This window comes from Bartonella sp. AP331QHHD, from assembly GCF_042195905.1.
Classification (GTDB): domain Bacteria; phylum Pseudomonadota; class Alphaproteobacteria; order Rhizobiales; family Rhizobiaceae; genus Bartonella.
Genome location: NZ_JBHIPG010000082.1, coordinates 160,734 through 180,203 on the forward strand (window position 1 = coordinate 160,734; position 19,470 = coordinate 180,203).

General features: G+C 35.1%; 12 protein-coding genes. 3 read left to right on the top strand and 9 right to left on the bottom strand.

The features are described 5' to 3' along the window. Window positions 1–14: 14 nt before the first annotated feature. Complete coding sequence (gene recJ, locus ACFIMS_RS09555) at window positions 15–1,799, bottom strand: single-stranded-DNA-specific exonuclease RecJ (RefSeq protein WP_375629022.1); 1,785 nt, start codon at window positions 1,797–1,799, stop codon at window positions 15–17. A 296-nt stretch (window positions 1,800–2,095) separates the two neighbouring features. Here recJ and rplM point away from each other — a divergent pair, with 296 nt between their 5' ends. Both rplM and rpsI read left to right on the top strand, forming a co-directional pair. Further along, a complete protein-coding gene (rplM, locus tag ACFIMS_RS09560) occupies window positions 2,096–2,560 on the top strand; it encodes a 50S ribosomal protein L13 (protein WP_015856544.1) in 465 nt (154 codons plus the stop codon). 2 nt (window positions 2,561–2,562) lie between these two features. Continuing rightward, window positions 2,563–3,048: a 30S ribosomal protein S9 gene (rpsI, locus tag ACFIMS_RS09565; RefSeq protein ID WP_015856545.1), complete on the top strand. Its 486-nt coding sequence runs from the start codon at window positions 2,563–2,565 to the stop codon at window positions 3,046–3,048. Between the two features lie 311 nt (window positions 3,049–3,359). Here the strand turns inward: rpsI and ACFIMS_RS09570 are convergent, their stop codons facing one another. From ACFIMS_RS09570 to ACFIMS_RS09595, 6 genes are all read right to left on the bottom strand, one after another. Next, window positions 3,360–3,725 carry a response regulator gene (locus tag ACFIMS_RS09570; protein ID WP_273724078.1) on the bottom strand — a complete coding sequence of 122 codons (366 nt, stop codon included), beginning with the start codon at window positions 3,723–3,725 and terminating at the stop codon, window positions 3,360–3,362. Window positions 3,726–4,269: 544 nt separating this feature from the next. After that, window positions 4,270–4,629, bottom strand: coding sequence for a hypothetical protein (locus ACFIMS_RS09575; protein WP_375613153.1), 360 nt, complete (start codon window positions 4,627–4,629; stop codon window positions 4,270–4,272). Between the two features lie 2,404 nt (window positions 4,630–7,033). Further along, complete coding sequence (locus tag ACFIMS_RS09580; protein ID WP_375613131.1) at window positions 7,034–7,822, bottom strand: ABC-2 family transporter protein; 789 nt, start codon at window positions 7,820–7,822, stop codon at window positions 7,034–7,036. Beyond that, the gene (locus tag ACFIMS_RS09585) at window positions 7,806–8,630 is read right to left on the bottom strand and encodes an ABC-2 family transporter protein (protein WP_375629019.1); all 825 of its coding nucleotides are present in this window, start codon (window positions 8,628–8,630) and stop codon (window positions 7,806–7,808) included. The genes ACFIMS_RS09580 and ACFIMS_RS09585 overlap by 17 nt, the downstream gene beginning before the upstream one ends. After that, the gene (locus ACFIMS_RS09590) at window positions 8,605–9,624 is read right to left on the bottom strand and encodes an ATP-binding cassette domain-containing protein (RefSeq protein WP_375613133.1); all 1,020 of its coding nucleotides are present in this window, start codon (window positions 9,622–9,624) and stop codon (window positions 8,605–8,607) included. Before ACFIMS_RS09590 ends, ACFIMS_RS09585 begins: the two co-directional genes overlap by 26 nt. Before the next feature lie 795 nt (window positions 9,625–10,419). Next, a complete protein-coding gene (locus tag ACFIMS_RS09595) occupies window positions 10,420–11,403 on the bottom strand; it encodes an RluA family pseudouridine synthase (RefSeq protein WP_375632409.1) in 984 nt (327 codons plus the stop codon). Between the two features lie 206 nt (window positions 11,404–11,609). Between ACFIMS_RS09595 and ACFIMS_RS09600 the strand changes: the two genes are divergently transcribed. Beyond that, on the top strand, window positions 11,610–13,391 hold the full coding sequence (locus tag ACFIMS_RS09600) for a glucan ABC transporter ATP-binding protein/ permease (protein WP_375671851.1): 1,782 nt from the start codon (window positions 11,610–11,612) through the stop codon (window positions 13,389–13,391). 1,257 nt (window positions 13,392–14,648) lie between these two features. On the opposite strand, the gene alaS is transcribed toward ACFIMS_RS09600, so the two are convergent. Then, a complete protein-coding gene (gene alaS / locus ACFIMS_RS09605) occupies window positions 14,649–17,315 on the bottom strand; it encodes an alanine--tRNA ligase (protein WP_375681389.1) in 2,667 nt (888 codons plus the stop codon). 202 nt (window positions 17,316–17,517) lie between these two features. Then, a complete protein-coding gene (recA, locus tag ACFIMS_RS09610; RefSeq protein WP_273791424.1) occupies window positions 17,518–18,561 on the bottom strand; it encodes a recombinase RecA in 1,044 nt (347 codons plus the stop codon). Window positions 18,562–19,470: the final 909 nt, after the last annotated feature.

The window sequence follows — 19,470 nt, forward strand, 5'->3', positions numbered from 1 at the left end:
AAAAAATATCCCTTTCAAACCACTGCAGCTGCGTCAATCACGCGCAGTTGCGGATTGATCGTTCCATTCCAATAATTCAAACTAAGATGACCAGCTAAATGAATCATTTCACCAATATTTTCAAAAAGAAAATCACCTAGCGATGTCCCTACAGCACGAAAAGCTATTCCTTGTAGTTTTTTTCCTTCAACATTAGATACAATGAGGCGAAGATGTCCTTTACCAACTTCAGATAGATTCACCAGTCGATGAGAGGGAAGAACAAAAACAGGTGTTGCATTCCCTGCCCCAAATGGCCCTGCTTTTTCAAGCAATTCAAACAGCGCTTCATTAACACCAGAAGCAGAAAGAGAACCATCTATACTAAGAGATTTTTTTGCACGCAACTGTGAAACCATTAAAGAAACTTTTTCTTCTAGCCATTTTCGAAAAATTTCAATTTTTGTTGATTGAATTGTAATTCCTGCTGCCATACTATGCCCCCCTCCTTTTTCTAATAAATTGAGTGTAACAGCTTCACGAACGATTGCTCCTAAATCTATACCATTAATTGAGCGTCCCGACCCTACGCCATTTCCATCTTCTTTCAAAGCAATAGCAAAAACAGGACAAAAAAAACGCTCTTTGAGGCGGGAAGCAAGAATACCAATAATCCCCGGATGCCATTCTTTATGAGAAATGACAAGTGACAATGGTGTTTCTTGACCTTGATAAAGAGAAGCAATATAGGATTCCGCTTGTGCTAATTGAATATTCTCCATTTCTTGGCGTTCTTGATTAAGCCGATCTAATTGTTCTGCTATTCTGTCCGCTTCATCTTTATTCTCACAGCTAAGCAAACGTGCTCCCAAAGCTTGATCACCAATGCGCCCTCCTGCATTAATTCTAGGACCTAATAAAAAACCTAAATGAAAACTATTAAGCGGCTCCCCTATTCGTGCAACCTTTGTTAAAGCTGTTATTCCTAGATTATGCATAGAACGAGCAACTTGAAGCCCTTTTAACACAAAAGCACGGTTAACCCCCTGTAATGGAACGACATCACATATGGTTGCCAATGCAACAAGATCAAGCATACTTAAAAGATCAGGCAGCGGTCCTTGGAATTGTTTTTTCCGCAGCAAATGATGAACCCAAGCTAACGTAACAAAAACAACGCCAGCTGCACATAAATGCCCCTGTTTAGAAAAATCATCAGGACGATTAGGATTGACAAGAGCAACAGCTTCTTGATGAATCTCTGACATTTGATGATGATCTAAAATCACAACATCAGCACCAGCAAGCCTCGCTGCTTTTACGGCATCAGGACTGTTTGCGCCACAATCAACAGTGATAATTAACCGAGCGCCTTCTTGCACAAGCATTCTCATTGCTTGTTCATTCGGACCATAGCCTTCAACAATACGATCAGGAATATAAATTTTGACTTCAATACCAAAATAACGAAAAAAACGTGCTATGAGTGCCGATGAACAAGCACCATCAACATCATAATCACCAAACACAGCAACCTGTTCTTGATTGAGAAGAGCCTTAACAATGCGCTCTGCAGCGCATTGCATATCCCTAAAACTTTCTGGATCAGGCATAAGCGTACGCAATGTTGGATTAATAAAAGCAACAGCCTCAGCTTCATCCACATCTCTTGCTGAAAGTACTCGAGCTAACTGATCTGGAAAGCCAAATTTTTGAGAAATAGCGCGCGCGTTATTTATCCCTTGAACATCAAGGGCATCTAACCAAGCTTGACCACAAGCAGAAGATTCAACATTGAGAAAATAACGAGACCACTGCATTATTTCTTATTTTATAATGAAGAACGATAAAATACAATCATGCGTTAAAGATAAAATAGTCTTTTGCAACATTCATTTTAAGTTTAAATGGTCTACAAACTTCTTTTAATGGGGTATTATAATACCTTTCTTGTAACATGTTGTTTTATAAAGTTTTTATTTTCTCTTGACGTCAATCAAAAGACATTATATCAGAGCAAGTAGTATGCGTTAAATATTTCGCTATGGTAACAATTTTCAACGCAAAACAGTAAAAATTCCCTTATATTAAAAGGGTTCTAATAAAGGATACTTCTATGGCAACTTTTTCACAAAAGCCAACTGAAGTGGTGAAAAAATGGGTTATTATTGACGCAGAAAACCTTGTTTTGGGTCGTCTTGCCACATTTGTTGCTAACCGCTTACGTGGCAAACATAAAGCTACATTTACTCCACATGTTGATGATGGTGACAACGTTATTGTCATTAATGCAGATAAAATAGCTCTCACTGGCAAAAAATATACGGATAAAAAATATTATTGGCATACCGGCTATATTGGTGGAATCAAACAACGTACAGCACGTCAACTTCTTGAGGGGCGTTTTCCCGAACGCGTTATTGAAAAAGCAGTAGAGCGCATGATTCCTCGAGGGCCCCTTGGTCGCCGTCAATTGAAGAATCTACGTGTTTACGCTGGAAGCCAACATCCACATGAAGCACAACAGCCTGAATCTCTTGACGTTGGTGCTTTAAACCGCAAAAACAAAAGGATTGCTTGATTATGGCTGAAATTAATTCTCTTTCTGAGCTTAGCATAGTAACAAGTATTACAGAAACACATGAAAATGTTGTTCCTGTTCACGTGCAGAAGCTTGATTCACAAGGACGTGCTTACGCAACAGGAAAGCGTAAAGACGCTGTTGCGCGTGTATGGATTAAACCAGGTTCTGGAAAAATCACGATCAACAATAAGGAATTTGACAAATATTTTGCTCGTCCTGTTCTTAGAATGATTCTTCGTCAACCAATTGTTGCAACAAATAGGGATACCCAGTTTGATATTATTGCAACCGTTGCAGGCGGTGGTCTTTCTGGACAAGCCGGTGCAGTGCGCCATGGCATTTCCAAAGCTTTAACCTATTACGAACCAGAACTTCGCTCAATCTTGAAAAAAGGTGGGTTTCTTACCCGTGATAGTCGTGTTGTTGAACGTAAAAAATACGGTAAAGCAAAAGCACGTCGTTCTTTCCAATTCTCAAAGCGTTAATTTCAATTTTTGCAATGCATAAAGCCTCGGACAAAAACGGGGCTTTTTAAAACTGCTAAAACAGACTTTTAGATGAATGTAGGAACAAATCTATACCGATTAGAAAAAACAAGAATGCAAAACAACCTCTTCTCTTAAGATAAAAGGCAAGAAAAATAGACCGAAAAAATTCAAAACTTCAGTTTCAATTTTTTAAATCTGTTTTACTAACTTGTAATATATCGACGTGCTAAAGCACAAAAATATTTACGCGACAACTTTAGCAATCTTATAAGCTTTTCAATATTTTTTCTATCATCACTTAACAAGCTTTAGTCCAAGAAATGCTTTACCATTGTAATAAAATGAGGGACAGAAATAGGCTTTGACATATATTCTTCACATCCACTGGCTCGAATTCGCTCCTCATCGCCTTTCATAGCAAAAGCTGTTACAGCAACAACGGGGATTGATCGAAGTTCTTCATCTTCTTTTAATTGTTTAATAACATCTATTCCAGAGACCTCTGGCAACTGGATATCCACAAGGATAAGAGATGGCATTGATGAACGCGCCAAATCTAATGCCATAAGACCATTACGTGTTTCAACGGTTTCATAACCACTCGCTTCTACAAGATCGCGAAATAACTTCATATTAAGCTCATTATCTTCCACGATCATGACTTTTTTTGACATTCGTATAACTCCACCCTTCTCAGATAAAATAGAGAAATAGAAATGAATCCACATTCTCTTTGCTTAAGATAAAATGATAAAATGAATTGTAAACCACAAAGAGATTAAAAGAGTCCAATAAAAGCATTTTTGCAAATATTTGTAAGACGCATCGCTATACTTATTCAGTTCATCAACATAAAACCCACAAATAGTCGTAAGATTGTGTGACCTTGTATTTTTTGAGTTGATATACAAAGTTTATGGATATCTCAATTAATGCATTCGCGTTTTCATCATAAAAAAAATATCAACCACAAACTTAGCTCAAATGCGCATTTTGAAGAGAAAAAAATTTAAGTAAATTTAAAAAGCAACTGATTAGCTGAATTTAATGCACCATATACTGGCATCCACAAAACAATATCTTAATGATATAAAAGGATAAACTTATCAAGGTCATTAAGATTAAAAAAATAAATAAACCGTGATTAAATATCACGGTTTATTTAATATAAAACATTCAATAACAGCATAATTCAAAGTTTATCAAGGATAATATCTTTTAATTCAAAGCCCATGAACTATGAGCAAAAGCATCGAATGTTCTTCCACCTGTCTCTCTGTTAGGACTCGGTGGCTTTCTAGTAAAGAAATATACAAGATATGCGATGAGACCAAAAATCGCTGTCTCCAACCCCATTAAACCCGCAACTTTTTGGACATTTTTCTCAGCCCCTTGTCCTCCAAACTGGCTAATAATCATATCAACAGCTTTAATAACTCTATTTTCCTGTGTCATTACAGAAATAAAACCAGCATTTTGAAATCTGCCATTTAAAGAATCAGCATTGGCTCTTAAAATCTGTGAAAAGAAAATCGCTACTGCAACAAAACATACTATACAATGCTTGAATATTTTCATCATAACCACCTAATTACAATATTTAGTAAAATAAATTTTCTTTACCGCCCCCTCTAAATAGAAAACATTCCGTTATCTATCGATAAAGTATATTTATCTTCTGATAATAAAAATATAATACAAAATTTAATTAATAATTTTATTTTAATTGTTATTTTTATATTATATTACACTTACAATATATCCGTTACATGTTTATTTAATAATTGTCAATTATTTTATTTGTACTTTACATTATGTAGTTTAATGATAAAAATATATTAAAATAAAATTATTTTATTGTTTTTATTATGAATTTAGCTTTATTATCATAAATATTATTATGATTTTATAATATATAAAAATATCAATATGTTGTTTTTTAGTTACACATAATATTTTTATTTTTTTGTATAATATAGTAAAATAAATATTTTTATAAAATAATTTTTCCTTAGGATAGATTGAGAAAAAATATTTGCCCCAGCTACAATTAGCGTAAGCACCAGCTTAACTCTTTGATTGAAAAAGCTAAATTAGGTAAGATAAGGGATAACTTTGGTGAATGCGCCAAATCTAATGCCATAAGCTATTACACATTTCAACGATTTCACAGCCATGCGTTTCTACAAGAACGTGGAATAATTTTAATAAAGTTCATTGTCTTCCACAATTATAACTTTCTAACATTAATATAATTCCACGACTCTAAGATAAAATAGAGAAATAAAAATGAATACACCTTCTTTCTAACCAAGATAAAATGATTAAAAATATGAATCATAAAAATTTAATAATGTCCAATAAAAGCATTTTAGCAAATATTTGTAAGACGCATCGCTATACTTATTCAGTTTATCAAAATGATAATCTAGAATAGCCGTAAAATGATGTGATCGTATATTTTTTGAGTTAATACGAAAAATTTATGGATATTCAAATCAGCTCATGCCCCTTTTCATCTTAGAAAAGATATCAATCACGAAAATTAACATAGATATATATTTTGGAAAAAAATTTAAATAACGTTGATATGGATAGATTATTTGCTAGCAAACAATCTTCTCTATTAAATCAGAGTGTTCACTACTGTGATATTGTAATCTCAATCACGACAACACTTCAATAACAGACTAAAATATAGATTCACTATAAGCTTAAAATAAAAATTTTGGAATTGATCATACATACAATGAATGAACCGTAAAATACAAAAGTAATCATAACACTAGAAAATGAAAAAGCTTATCACTCTTGTTCACTATTCCTTCCTCTCTCATTTTTTCTGTGTTATTTTTAAAGTCTTGTAAAAGATATGAATTACATGCAAAAAAAATTAGCCCTTTGTAATCTCTACGCCATCAATCACATTAGTTTTATTAATGATAAGCAATAACATTTGTATAGCTCTAAGCTTAGAGAGCAAAACCAGATTAAAGTATCATTTTTATTTATTGTAAAGAGGATGTAAAACTCCATTTTTCTCTTATCATTGTTAAGAAAAATTTAAAAATGAGCTTATTAATATTAAAAAAATAGAAAATAATTTTTTAAAAAATAATATCTTATTTAATTACTTTTTAAAATAATATAAATATATTATGTTTATATTGTATATATTTAATTAAATAATAATATTTATAATAACACTAAAATAGTACATAATAATTATCTTTATATCAAATAAAATCATAACATAAAATAAGAAATTTACAATAAAATTAAGTATAATTCCCTTAATTAACCATTACAACAAAGAAATATATTTAATTATGTTATTGAACTCAGTTGCGTTGCCATCGTTTTTTCCCGCTTTGCTTAGTGGATCCTTTTATTTCCAAGCAATTATTAACTGAATTTTGACTGCTCAGCATGCTGAAAAATCTCTATGTGATTGTTGTCTTGATAATTGCTATCATGTTGTTTGGCGAAGCTCTTAGCTTTCTATCGGGCAACTTAAAAGCTTTATTCTGTCAATTTTCTTATTGTTTAAGCAAAAACTCATCCACGTAATAATATATTGAATGCACCAACAAAATCCGCACGAATAACCACATTCTGCACATATAAAAATTACCCATCTTTGACAATTTTTTAGCACTATAAACGCAACAAAAATAAATTTTGCTCGGAGAAGAAAGCACTACTAATATTGTACACCATCTTACCATTGGCTTGTGTCATCAAGCAGCCATCTAAACTCAAACTAATCTAAAACCAAGAAATTTAACTCTCTGATTTTTATTGTAAATTCTTTGCTCATAGCTATAGAAATACAACCGATTTTATGCATGAATATGTCTAATAAAAAATCCTCATATGTAAATTTTACATGACTTATACCGCCAGCATAAATAACGATATTTTACAGTACGATAGAATTTTTACTCAATTTTTTATTTTTATAATCATGATGACTTTTATATTATCCCCCTAATCCATTAAATTTACGCATTGTTTTCTTATAACTTATGAAAGTCATGACCATGGAAAGAAAAGCGCTCAACAGAAGATATCCAATATTCCATTCGCCTTTACCAAGCAACAATGACACAGGCAAGGAAGCAGAAAAAGCCATGGGAAGCATAAACAAAAGCCATTTTACGATGCTTAAAGGATAAATTCCTATTGGCACAAATGAAAGCTCATAAATCATTTCATGAAAATATTCGACAGGCATCTTACGGCTAATAATAAATGTTATAAAATTGAACATCAGAAAAAAACAAATATTGACAATAAAAACACAAAATATTGCAACAACAAAAGAGATCCATCTTAGCTTAAGATCAGAAATATTCGGTAATGATACAAATAAATAGGCACTAACATAAAGGACAAAGAGCTTGATCAAATTAAGAGGTTTACACCAACCAAACAACATCAACAACCAAATTGAAACGGGCTTTATCAAGTATGGTTCAATTTTACCATCCGCTACTTTTTCAAAAAACGTTTCAATAGAATTAATAAAAATATTCAAAAATATTCCAAGTAAAACAAAGACAACAAAGATAAAATGGATTTCATCTCTGCTATAGTTACCGATCTTTCCTGAAAAAGAAGATACTCTATCAATAAATATGAATTGAATAAAATAATAGCATAGAGAAAGAATAAACTCCCCAGCCAAATTCTTACCATAAACAATCTGTCGGCGGATATTCAGACTGATAAAATGAAGGATGATTTTCATCTCAACCACCTGCTCCATTATATGCTTTCATCCCTTTATTCCAAGCGATATAAATTAAGAATAAAAAACACAAAATATAAGTAAAACTTCCGAAAATAAACTGCTGAAACAACGCTAAATTTTGCGTCGCGAAAAACTCGGCAGGAGCGGATATCATGAAACGATAAGGATTAAATTGCATAAGCGGAATAAGCCACACCGGCCAAAAAGATGGTGGTAAAAGAACACCCCCAAGAAGCGCTGAACTAAGAATACTAAAAGAGAGTAATATATTGTACTCAATCACCCAAAAGCTTAATAAAGCAATTCCAAAAGAGATTAAAAAACAAAGCAATTGTGATAGAATAACAACCAGAAAAAAGAACAGAAAAGCGATGACCAATCCCAGAATATTTTCATAGGATAAAACAAGCTTAACAATAAAAAGAGCCAATAATGGGATGCTATATAATACACTCTCCCCTAAAAAAGTAAAAAGCATTTGTGTCATATAACTAAAGGGCTTTGTAAGATATACTTCTAATTGGCCTTCTTTAACATGATGAGAGAAAAACTTAATCACATTATAACCATTATTTAAGCGACCTAGGACTAAAGCAAAAGCATAATAATACATCATATCATAAAAGCTAAAGCCATTTATGGTGTTGCCCGTATCAGAGAAAAGTGCATTCCATAATAGAAGTTGAATAACAAATGGCGAAAGTGTCCCAATGATAATATCGGTAAAAAACATTGCTCTATCACTTAGAACAGTGAGTAATCCATTCTTGGCAAAAAGAAACATACCAAAGCAGTGGTTAGATAAATTCTTTAAATTTAACACGGAGCATCTCTTCAAGCGAGGGAGTGGATACAGAGAACGTACAGTTCAATTTGGTTGTAATTTCGCGTACAAAACGCGCAAAATCCTCACGGGGCAGCGAAACCTCCAGCGAGCATTCTTCAGCGTTAAAGTGCTTATCTTTTAAAGAAGTAGATAATTTCAACGCAATCTCATCAATTTTTTCTACAACAGCTGAAGGTACAGCCATGTGTTCACAAAAAAACGTTATTCTCACCAAAGAAGGAATGACATTTTTAAGCGCGTGAAGATTACCATGAAACTGTTTCTTTCCTTTATGCAAGAGAATAATATCATCAACGTATCCATCAATATCTCCCATATCATGACTTGTGATGATATACCCAGTGCCACGCTCCCTTTTCAGTTTTTTAAGAAGCTCCCTGATTTCATGCTTAGATGTAAGATCAAGACCAATACTTGGCTCATCGAGAAACAACAGTTTAGGTCTAAAGGAGAGATTAAATGCCAATTCACTTTTCACTCTCTCACCCAGACTAAGCATCCGCACTGGCTTATCCATAATATGCTCAAGACCCAGTAACTCAGCGATCTCTTTAAGATCACGGGTAAAAGAGGCGCGTTCAAGACCATATAATGGTTGAACCATATCCAGACTGTAGCGTAAGGGCAAATCCCACCATAAACAATTCTTATGACCAAAGACCACACCCAAAGACTTGAACAGATTTTTCTTCGCTTTATAAGGATCAACACCAAGGACTTTAACACATCCCTCATCAGCGTATTGTATACCAGAAAGTATTTTAATCAGTGTCGATTTACCCGCTCCGTTAGGGCCAAGAATTGCTAACGATTGCCCTGAAAAGAGGGTGAAACTCATATCTTTTAACACATGATGATTTGTATAAACCGGCTTGAAGAGAGAAAAGACCTTGTTTTTAAAACCAATTCCTCTGTCAATGTTGCGATATATTTTTGAGACGTTATTAACGTCAATCAATAATGATCCCATCAGTCACTCCTCATTTCAACTTATCCCCCCTTTGAATGTTTCCATAATAAATATCTGTTTTTGTTCACTAGAAAAAACAAAAGTGTTCAAGCCCTCCTTAGAGCAATAAAACGCGCCTGACGTTTTATCTCCAATTTTTTGTCTAGATATTTTTTCAATGTGATGAGTTCACTTCAATGAAGCATTAAGATACTAAAAACTTATTTCTTCTTTTATGAAAGATAATCTTTTGGATAAACTAAGTAAGTAGAAAAATAATTGGTCATTGAAAGGAGAGCTTTGGTAAGAAGGCTTCATTGTGTAAGCAAAAATACAAAGCATAAATCTATACTATAAGCATATCAAACCACATTGATAACAAAACAAAAATCCTTGACAACAGGAATTTTTTGAGAGGCTACTTTCCCTCAGCATTACTATAAAATGCCTCCATTATTCCCCATGAAAAAACTAAAATTGCTTTCACTATTTTAGTAAATATCTTTCAGATTTTATCTAACTCATCTCCCTCAACAGACACGCCTCCCCAATATATGACCTCTGTAGATAATTCAAAGGAGCAGCTTCATAAACTCAGATTATTAAACGATACATCATATCCCAAATAACAATACAATCAATATGGATAAAGAGCTGTAGAAAGAAAGCCATGATATTCGAAAATTTCATCACTCAAAAACACAATTTTCTCATAGCTATTGACTTATCAAAAACTTTCTTCAAATGATGCCCTATTCATCTTATCAAATTTATAGATAAAATTTGTATCAATCAAAAAGAACAAATGAAGTTTGTTTAGTCGGTTTCAGCATCACTCTCATTAAAAGATAAAAGATTAAAACTTTGGACCATATGAGGTGGTAAAGGTGCAACAATGTCCAATATTCCTCCTGAAGGATGCGGAATACGAATACGACGTGCATGAAGATGAAGACGATTTTGAATTCCTCCTGGTAATGTCCAATTACTATCAGAAAAAAAATACTTTGTATCGCCAATGATAGGATGATCCATATGGGCTGCATGCACACGAAGCTGATGTGTTCTCCCTGTATAGGGTTCCATTTCAAGCCACGAAAGAGCCCGCCCTCGCGTATCTAAAACGCGATAGTAAGAAACCGCATGATGTGAATCTGGCTCCCCATGTTCACAAACACGCATTTTGTCACCTTGTGCAGTCATTTCCTTAACCATCCACGTTGAAATTTTGTCCTGCTTTTTTTTAGGCACGCCCCGAACCAACGCCCAATAAGTCTTTTTTGTTTCTCGCGCTCTAAAAGCAGCAGTTAAGGACTGAGCAGCTCCCCTTGATCGCGCAACAATAAGCACACCCGACGTCTCACGATCAAGACGATGAACCAAACGCGGCTTTTCACCTTTTTTATTGCGCCATACCTCAAGCATACTATCCATATGACGTGTTAAACCAGAGCCTCCTTGTACAGCCAACCCAGCTGGTTTATTAAAAACAAATACCTTTGGATCTTCATAAAGCAGCATTTTTTTCAAAACGGTCCCATCATCCTGCCCACGAAGTGTTTTATCCGTTATTGAAAGACTCTCCTTGTCATTAATAGGGAGAGGTGGAATACGAACAGCTTGCCCTATACAAAGACGCGTATCGGCTTTAACACGTCCACTATCAACCCGTATCTGACCAGAACGCAACAATTTTTGCAAAGCTCCAAAACCAAGTCCTGGATAATGCACTTTAAACCAGCGATCTAAGCGCATTCCATTTTCATCTGCCTCAACTTTTTTTATTTCTATGCCTGCCATGAAAATTCCCTTACCTGATAATTTTATTGATCTATTTTTGCGCCTTTATAAACACAAAAATTCATATTTTAGTTGGTTTTATCACACCATATTACAGTTAGTATCCAAAATTTCCTTTTCTTAACGTCCAAATTTTATTAGCTAAAAACTAAGCGTTGTAAAAATCAACAGCCTTTACGCTTAATAGCGAATGGAGATAATTAACCGTGTCCTTATTCAAAACCTATGCACGTGTTCTCACTTACCTAAATAGAGAAAAAAATGCATCCCTTTTAATCTGTACCGCTAATGTTATATTAGCTATTATCACTATTGCAGAACCTATTTTATTTGGACGGGTTATTGATTCTATTACAGACAAAACAGCTATCATCCCTACTCTTGCCATTTGGGTTTGTTTTGGACTTTCACATATTATTGCTTATGTCCTTGTTGCTCGCGGTGCTGACCGCTTAGCCCATAGACGCCGCTTAACGGTTTTAACGGAATCTTTCGAACGTATCATTGCCATGCCTTTAATTTGGCATCAACAACGTGGAACTTCCAACGCACTCCATACACTTTTGCGCGCAATAGATTCCATGTCAACCATATGGCTTGATTTTATGCGCCAACATCTCTCAACGCTTGTCGCCTTATTGGTTCTCATCCCCATAGCGTTTAATATGAATTGGCGTCTTTCAATAGTCTTGGTTGTGCTTGCCATCATTTATGTATTAATTGCACGTTTAGTGATGCGAAAAACAAAAGACGGACAAGCCGCTGTAGAATGCTATCATCATAACCTTTTTAAACATGTCAGTGATTCAATCTCTAATGTTTCCATTGTACAAAGTTATAACCGAATAAAAGAAGAAACTTCCATACTGCATCAACATACAAATGCTCTTCTTAAAGCACAAAATCCTGTTCTCAATTGGTGGGCGCTCGCCAGTGGCTTAAATCGAATGGCTTCAACAATTTCAATCGTTTGTGTTCTTCTCCTTGGAGCTTTTTTTGTTGCAAAAGATCAATTACGAGTAGGTGAAGTCGTTGCTTTTGTTGGATTTGCACAACTCATGATTAGCCGCCTAGACCAAATGAGCAATTTTATTAATTGTGCAATATCCTCACAAGCAAAACTGCAAGAATTTTTTGAAATGGAAGACTCAACCTTTCATATCAACGAACCACAAAATCTTCCTTCCCTCCAAAATGTTAAAGGCGCCATACAATTTCATCACGTGACCTATCAATTCCCAAATTCTTCTCAAGGTGTTTTTGATATTTCCTTTGAGGTTAAAGCAGGACAAACTGTTGCGATTGTAGGACCAACAGGGGCTGGAAAAACAACATTGATCAATCTGTTGCAGCGCGTATACGACCCTACCCTTGGGCATATCTCCATTGATGGAATAAATATATGCTCAATCAATCGCGAATCTTTACGCAAATCTCTAGCAACAGTATTTCAAGACTCGGGTCTTTTCAACCGTACTATTCATGACAATATTTCAATAGGAAAAGCGAGCGCAACGAATGAAGAACTTTATGAAGCAGCAAAAATAGCAGAAGCTCACGATTTTATTCTAAAAAAAGCTGATTGTTATAACACAATGGTGGGCGAACGAGGATCTCAATTATCAGGTGGAGAAAAACAGCGACTAGCAATTGCACGCGCTGTTTTAAAAAATGCCCCTATTCTCATTCTAGATGAAGCAACAAGCGCTCTTGATGTTGAAACAGAGGCACGTGTCAAAGATGCTCTCGATTGCATAAGCCATAACCGCACTACTTTTATTATAGCACATCGCCTCTCAACAGTACGCAATGCTGATGTGATACTCTTTCTGGATCATGGTCACTTAATGGAAAAAGGAAACTTTCAAGAATTGATCGATAAAGGGGGACGTTTCTCTAATTTTTTAAAGGCAAGTGGTTTAACAATCAAACCACCAGAAAGAGAAGGAGAAAATGTTATCCCCTTACATGAAGCCATAGCATCATAAAAACGATACTCTTCATAGATCTTATGCAAAAAATGCCTCTTCAATACAATATAGAGTGCTTATATATGATACAAGTAAAAAGATTTCTAAAAATGCCACAATCCATTTTAGGTATTTAAGAAAAATATTAAAACAGTTTAGTATTTTCTCTGCTATTGCAATTTTACTAGATTAGAACAAAAATATTTTCCTATATCTGTGCATATTGACGAGTATACATTCTCATTTAGGGAAAATGTAAAGATGTAAAGGTAAAAACAATTTCCAGTTTTACCGTCTTCTTTTAACTCAGCTTTACGAATTTCAAAACGAACTAAAGTAATATCTTTTAAATAATGAATATTATGTATTGCGTTGCACTTTTGTTTATCACTTTCTTTATAGTCCTCTCATAAAGAACAGAACATCATTGTTTTGCACATTCATATGACTTTTTTAAGAAACATTTTTCAATGCTCTTAAGCCCATTTCACAACGACATTCGTGAGTGGTTTTGATTAATTTAACATACACAGAATTTGAAATAATAAAACCCTACGAATATTCGTAGCTCTTATTCAAAAGATAAAACGATAAATTATCATTATAATTCAATATATTAAAGAAATTTTATCATAAATAAATTAGATGTTAATCTAAATATTTAGATTTATGTTATATTCCTTTGATTTATATTGATAATTCATTACTTTATAACTTAAAATAAAGATTTATAAAGATAGGAGAATATTCCTTTCAAGACCTTTTAATAATAAACCAAAAAACTGTTTTCTTGTACATAACAAGCAAAATGAAAATAATAGCTCTAAGATACAACAACTCTTTTATAAGCCTTTTCAAGGAAAGAAATTTTATTCATTTGAATAACTAATCGAATAATGATAGCTTATAACTTTATAAGGATAATCGTATGCAATAAATCTTGTATTTTTCCTTTCATAAAAAGAGATGTTTCTTCAAAAAATCTATAAGAGCAACACAATAACTAGTCTTCCTAGTAAAAGAATACACAGTAAAGCATGAAGTGCTGCATAATCTATCTTATCTTAAAAAGGTGACTCCTGAAACGCTTGGAAGCTATAAAGCCAAATGATAAAGTGGTGATAAAGACAAACACTGTCTTTATCTTTACAATTGTATTTTCCCCAATTACGCTGTATCTGCATTTCAGAAATACACCAGACAGATATTCATGATACATAGATGCCAACCAAATATAACAATGTGAAAAATACCTATGCAGAATGATTTCATTCTTTAATTTTTTTCAAGAAAATCTTTTAGTGCCGCAAATGCCTCATCAGCTTTGTTCCCCTCAGGACCACCAGCCTGCGCCATATCAGGACGGCCACCTCCACCTTTACCACCAAGCATCGCTGAAAGAATACGAACGAGATCTACAGCATTTAATTTATCCGTTAAATCATCCGTAACACCGACAACAGCACTCCCTTTTCCATCCTCCGAGACACTAATAAAAGCAACCACTCCAGATCCAATTTGTTTTTTCTCAGAATCGACGAGCGCCTTAAGATCCCGTGGTAAAATATTTTTAACAACGCGTCCGGTAAAAGAAAGCCCATTGATGATGGTAATATCACCTTGGCTCCTTTCTGTTACTCCACCACTCAACATCATTTTCTTGCGTACATCATTCAATTCTTTTTCAAGTTTACGACGATCATCAAGCAAAATTCGCACCCGTTCTTCCACACCAGCAGAAGAAGTTTTTAAAAGATCAGCGATTTCATGAATACGTTCATCTTGGCGGCTAAGATAAAGACGTGCTTCTTTGCCTGTTAAAGCTTCAATACGCCGCACTCCAGCTGAAACAGAACTTTCAGAAACAATATGAATTAAACCAATATCACCTGTTCGCTCCACATGTGTCCCTCCACAAAGCTCAATTGACCAACGCTTTTTTAATCTTTCCTGTTCAAGTGGCTCCCCCATAGAAACAACGCGAACTTCATCACCATATTTTTCACCAAACAATGCCATGGCTCCTTCAGAAATGGCCTCATCTACAGCCATGAGGCGCGTTATTACTTTACTATTTTGCAAAATAATCTCATTGGCTAAATCTTCTATTTTTTTCAACTCTTTTGGTGAAACGGATTTTGGATGGGAAAAATCAAAACGCAACCGATCTGGCGATACAAGAGAACCCTTTTGTGTAACATGGTCCCCCAATGTTTGGCGTAAAGCTTCGTGTAACAAATGAGTAGCAGAGTGATTCGCACGAATTTTCTTACGACGAACAATATCAACCGTTAATTCTACACAATCAGACCTCGATGCCTGACCAGATTTCACCTCCCCAATATGGATAAAAACACCATCACCCTTTCTTTGGGTATCATGCACCTTAAAAATAAAATTTTCACCAGAAATGATACCGCTATCACCAATTTGCCCACCAGATTCACCATAAAAAGGTGTCTGATTAACAACAAGCATAGCTTTCTGATCTGAAGAAATATGATCAACAATTTTACCATCACATACAAGAGCTGTAAGAATACCTTTCGCTGTCTCAGTTTCATAACCTAAAAACTCTGTGGCCCCCACTTGATCACGAACAGAAAACCAGATTTTCTCTGTTCCAGCTTCTCCAGAACCAGACCAATTGGCACGTGCCTCCTCTTTTTGGCGTTCCATCGCTTTATCAAAAGCACCAACGTCAACAGATATTCCGCGACGACGAAGAACATCTTGCGTCAAATCAAGCGGAAAACCATAGGTATCATAGAGCTTGAAAGCAACTTCACCATTCAAATAGTCCCCTTCTTTAAGATCGGTACTTGCTTCGTTCAACAAACCAAGTCCTCGTTCAAGCGTTTTACGAAAACGTATTTCTTCTAACCTTAAAGTTTCTGAAATCAAAGATTCAGCACGTGTCAACTCAGGATAAGCTTGTCCCATTTCGCGAATTAAAGCAGGTAAAAGTCGCCACATTAAGGGCTCTTTAGCACCAAGAAGATGCGCATGACGCATAGCACGACGCATAATACGACGTAAAACATATCCTCTTCCTTCATTAGAAGGAAGCACACCATCAGCAATCAAAAATGCAGATGAGCGAAGATGATCAGCAATGACACGATGGCTGGCAATAAAATCACCCTTTGCCTCAATCCCTGTAATTTCTTCTGATGCAGCAATTAATGCACGAAAAAGATCAATATCATAATTATCATGAACGCCCTGTAAAACAGCAGCAATACGCTCTAATCCCATACCGGTATCAATAGAAGGGTGAGGTAAGTTAACACGTTCTTCCTTGGAAACTTGCTCATACTGCATAAAAACAAGATTCCAAATCTCAATAAAGCGATCCCCATCTTCATTAGCACTTCCAGGAGGACCGCCCCATATTTCATCACCATGATCATAAAAAATCTCCGAACAAGGACCACAAGGGCCTGTTTCTCCCATCGACCAAAAATTATCAGCCGTCGCAATACGAACAATTTTTTCATCTGGAAGACCTGAAATTTTACGCCACAGTTCAGCAGCAACATCATCACTCTGATAAACTGTCACCAACAATTTATCTTTTGGCAGGCAAAATTCCTTTGTTAAAAGATTCCATGATAAAAAAATAGCTTCTTCTTTGAAATAATCACCGAAAGAAAAATTACCCAGCATTTCAAAAAATGTATGATGGCGCGCCGTATAACCAACATTATCAAGATCATTATGCTTTCCACCTGCACGAACACATTTTTGTGCCGTTGTTGCCTGCGTATAAGAAGGTTGTTCAAGTCCAGTAAAAACATTTTTAAACTGCACCATCCCTGCATTTGTAAACATAAGTGTAGGATCATTCCGCGGAACAAGCGGACTAGAAGAAAGAACTTTATGCCCATTACGATGAAAATAATCCAAAAATGTTGACCGAATATTATTAACACTATTCATGTTGACACCTGCTCAATACAGCACAAAACCATAAAAGAAAAATCCCCCCTCATTAAATCCTCTTCGCCACGCATGGAGTCAATTTAATCAAAAATGGAATATTTGTTTTAAAAAATTGAGAAAAAAATGACTGCGTATTTAAAAACTCAAACAAAAAAACAGAAAAATCTTAAAGAAAAAAAATTATAGACGACCCCCCCCATCAAATGGCTTCATCACTTTCTATATTTTCTGACCCTGCATTTTCTAACAATTCAATCGCAATCAAACCAGCATTTTGGCGCAAAGCTGCTTCAATCTCTGTAGCTATTTCCACATGTTCACGTAAAAACTGCTTTGCATTCTCACGCCCCTGCCCTAAACGCTGAGAATTATAAGAAAACCATGCACCAGATTTTTCAACAACACCAACCTTGACACCCAAATCAATCAATTCACCTACTTTGGAAATACCTTCACCATAAATAATATCAAACTCAACCTGTTTGAATGGAGGTGCCAATTTATTTTTCACCACTTTAACGCGCGTCTGATTACCAACGATTGAATCCCTATCTTTAATGGATCCAATGCGACGAATATCTAAACGAACAGAAGCATAAAACTTTAAAGCGTTTCCACCCGTTGTCGTTTCAGGAGAACCAAACATCACACCAATTTTCATGCGAATTTGATTAATAAAAACAACCATACAGTTAGAGCGAAAAATTGCTGCGGTTAATTTTCGTAACGCTTTACTCATTAACCGAGCTTGCAATCCGGGCAAAGCATCACCCATTTCACCGTCAATTTCTGCTCGCGGTGTTAAAGCTGCGACAGAATCCACAACAAGCACATCAACGGCACCAGAACGAACCAACGTTTCTGTAATTTCCAATGCCTGTTCACCGGTATCTGGCTGAGAAATGAACAAGTTTTCTAAATCAACACCAAGCTTACGCGCATAAATAGGATCAAGCGCATGCTCTGCATCAATAAAAGCACAAATCCCACCACCTTTCTGTGCCTCAGCAATAGCATGGAGAGCCAATGTTGTTTTCCCAGAACTTTCTGGTCCATAAATCTCAACAATACGCCCCTTCGGTAATCCACCAATCCCTAAAGCAATATCCAAGGATAACGACCCTGTTGGAATTGTTTCAATTTCAACAACCTGCTCTTTTTGCCCAAGACGCATAATCGAGCCTTTACCAAAAGAACGTTCAATTTGTGAGAGAGCAGCATCGAGAGCTTTTGTTTTATCCACGATTATATCCTTGACCAAATTCATAATAACCTAAAACTTTAGTGTATACTGTACTTTTAATTTAACTAAAGGCTTGAGTTTAGAGTTTCACAGACTATTTCCATTCCTATCTCCACATTATGTCCATAAACATTCATGACCATCACAATAAAGAATTGGCATTGCTTATCTTATGACACATAATAAACTCCAATAAAGTAATATCTCTATGGGAGCATAGTTAACATATTTATATCTCTCTAGAAAAGGAACAATTTAATTTTAAACACAATGTTCTACAACCCTTCTGCTTATCCCTTTGATTAAATACTTGAGAGACTAAGAATTCTCCCGCTATTGATCACACAAAAAACGCATCATCAATCAACCTCATACCCTATTGCATCGAAGAACAAAACGCTATTGTGTTGCATATTCATGCACTTGATTTAAGAAACATCTCTCAAAACTTCCAAGCTCATTTTGTGACAACACCTATGAATGTGGTATACTGCAAAACCCTTTAGGCACCACCATCTTTACTCTATAGAAGGAGCAAGCCGGCACCATCACACTATTTATCATCCTCCAATATTGCAACAGCTCTCGGCACTTGAGACAATTCATAGGAGGGATTTTTAGTCCTTTCTTGTACAGTTTTTATCACACGCTAATCCTGCTTGTAACATGCAAGCGAATAACTTGATTGCTTCAACAAATAACAGACTTGGGATGAGAGAAATTTACGGTATTTGAAACTTTCATTCAACTTACGAAACAGTTAATTATCATTATAAGTCAATATATTATTTAATAAAACCAAAAAAAATAAAGCAGCTTAAAAGTTGAATGATATATTTAAATTTGAAAAAATATGCACTTTTGAAGATATCAAAAAAATCTCTACAAGCAATGCAATAAATTGTTTAA

Excerpts from the sequence above, each read along its gene's own strand:
- recJ (WP_375629022.1), bottom strand. The coding sequence starts at position 1,799 with ATGCAGTGGTCTCGTTATTTTCTCAATGTTGAATCTTCTGCTTGTGGT.
- rplM (WP_015856544.1), top strand. The coding sequence starts at position 2,096 with ATGGCAACTTTTTCACAAAAGCCAACTGAAGTGGTGAAAAAATGGGTT.
- rpsI (WP_015856545.1), top strand. The coding sequence starts at position 2,563 with ATGGCTGAAATTAATTCTCTTTCTGAGCTTAGCATAGTAACAAGTATT.
- ACFIMS_RS09570 (WP_273724078.1), bottom strand. The coding sequence starts at position 3,725 with ATGTCAAAAAAAGTCATGATCGTGGAAGATAATGAGCTTAATATGAAG.
- ACFIMS_RS09575 (WP_375613153.1), bottom strand. The coding sequence starts at position 4,629 with ATGAAAATATTCAAGCATTGTATAGTATGTTTTGTTGCAGTAGCGATT.
- ACFIMS_RS09580 (WP_375613131.1), bottom strand. The coding sequence starts at position 7,822 with ATGGAGCAGGTGGTTGAGATGAAAATCATCCTTCATTTTATCAGTCTG.
- ACFIMS_RS09590 (WP_375613133.1), bottom strand. The coding sequence starts at position 9,624 with ATGGGATCATTATTGATTGACGTTAATAACGTCTCAAAAATATATCGC.
- ACFIMS_RS09595 (WP_375632409.1), bottom strand. The coding sequence starts at position 11,403 with ATGGCAGGCATAGAAATAAAAAAAGTTGAGGCAGATGAAAATGGAATG.
- alaS (WP_375681389.1), bottom strand. The coding sequence starts at position 17,315 with ATGAATAGTGTTAATAATATTCGGTCAACATTTTTGGATTATTTTCAT.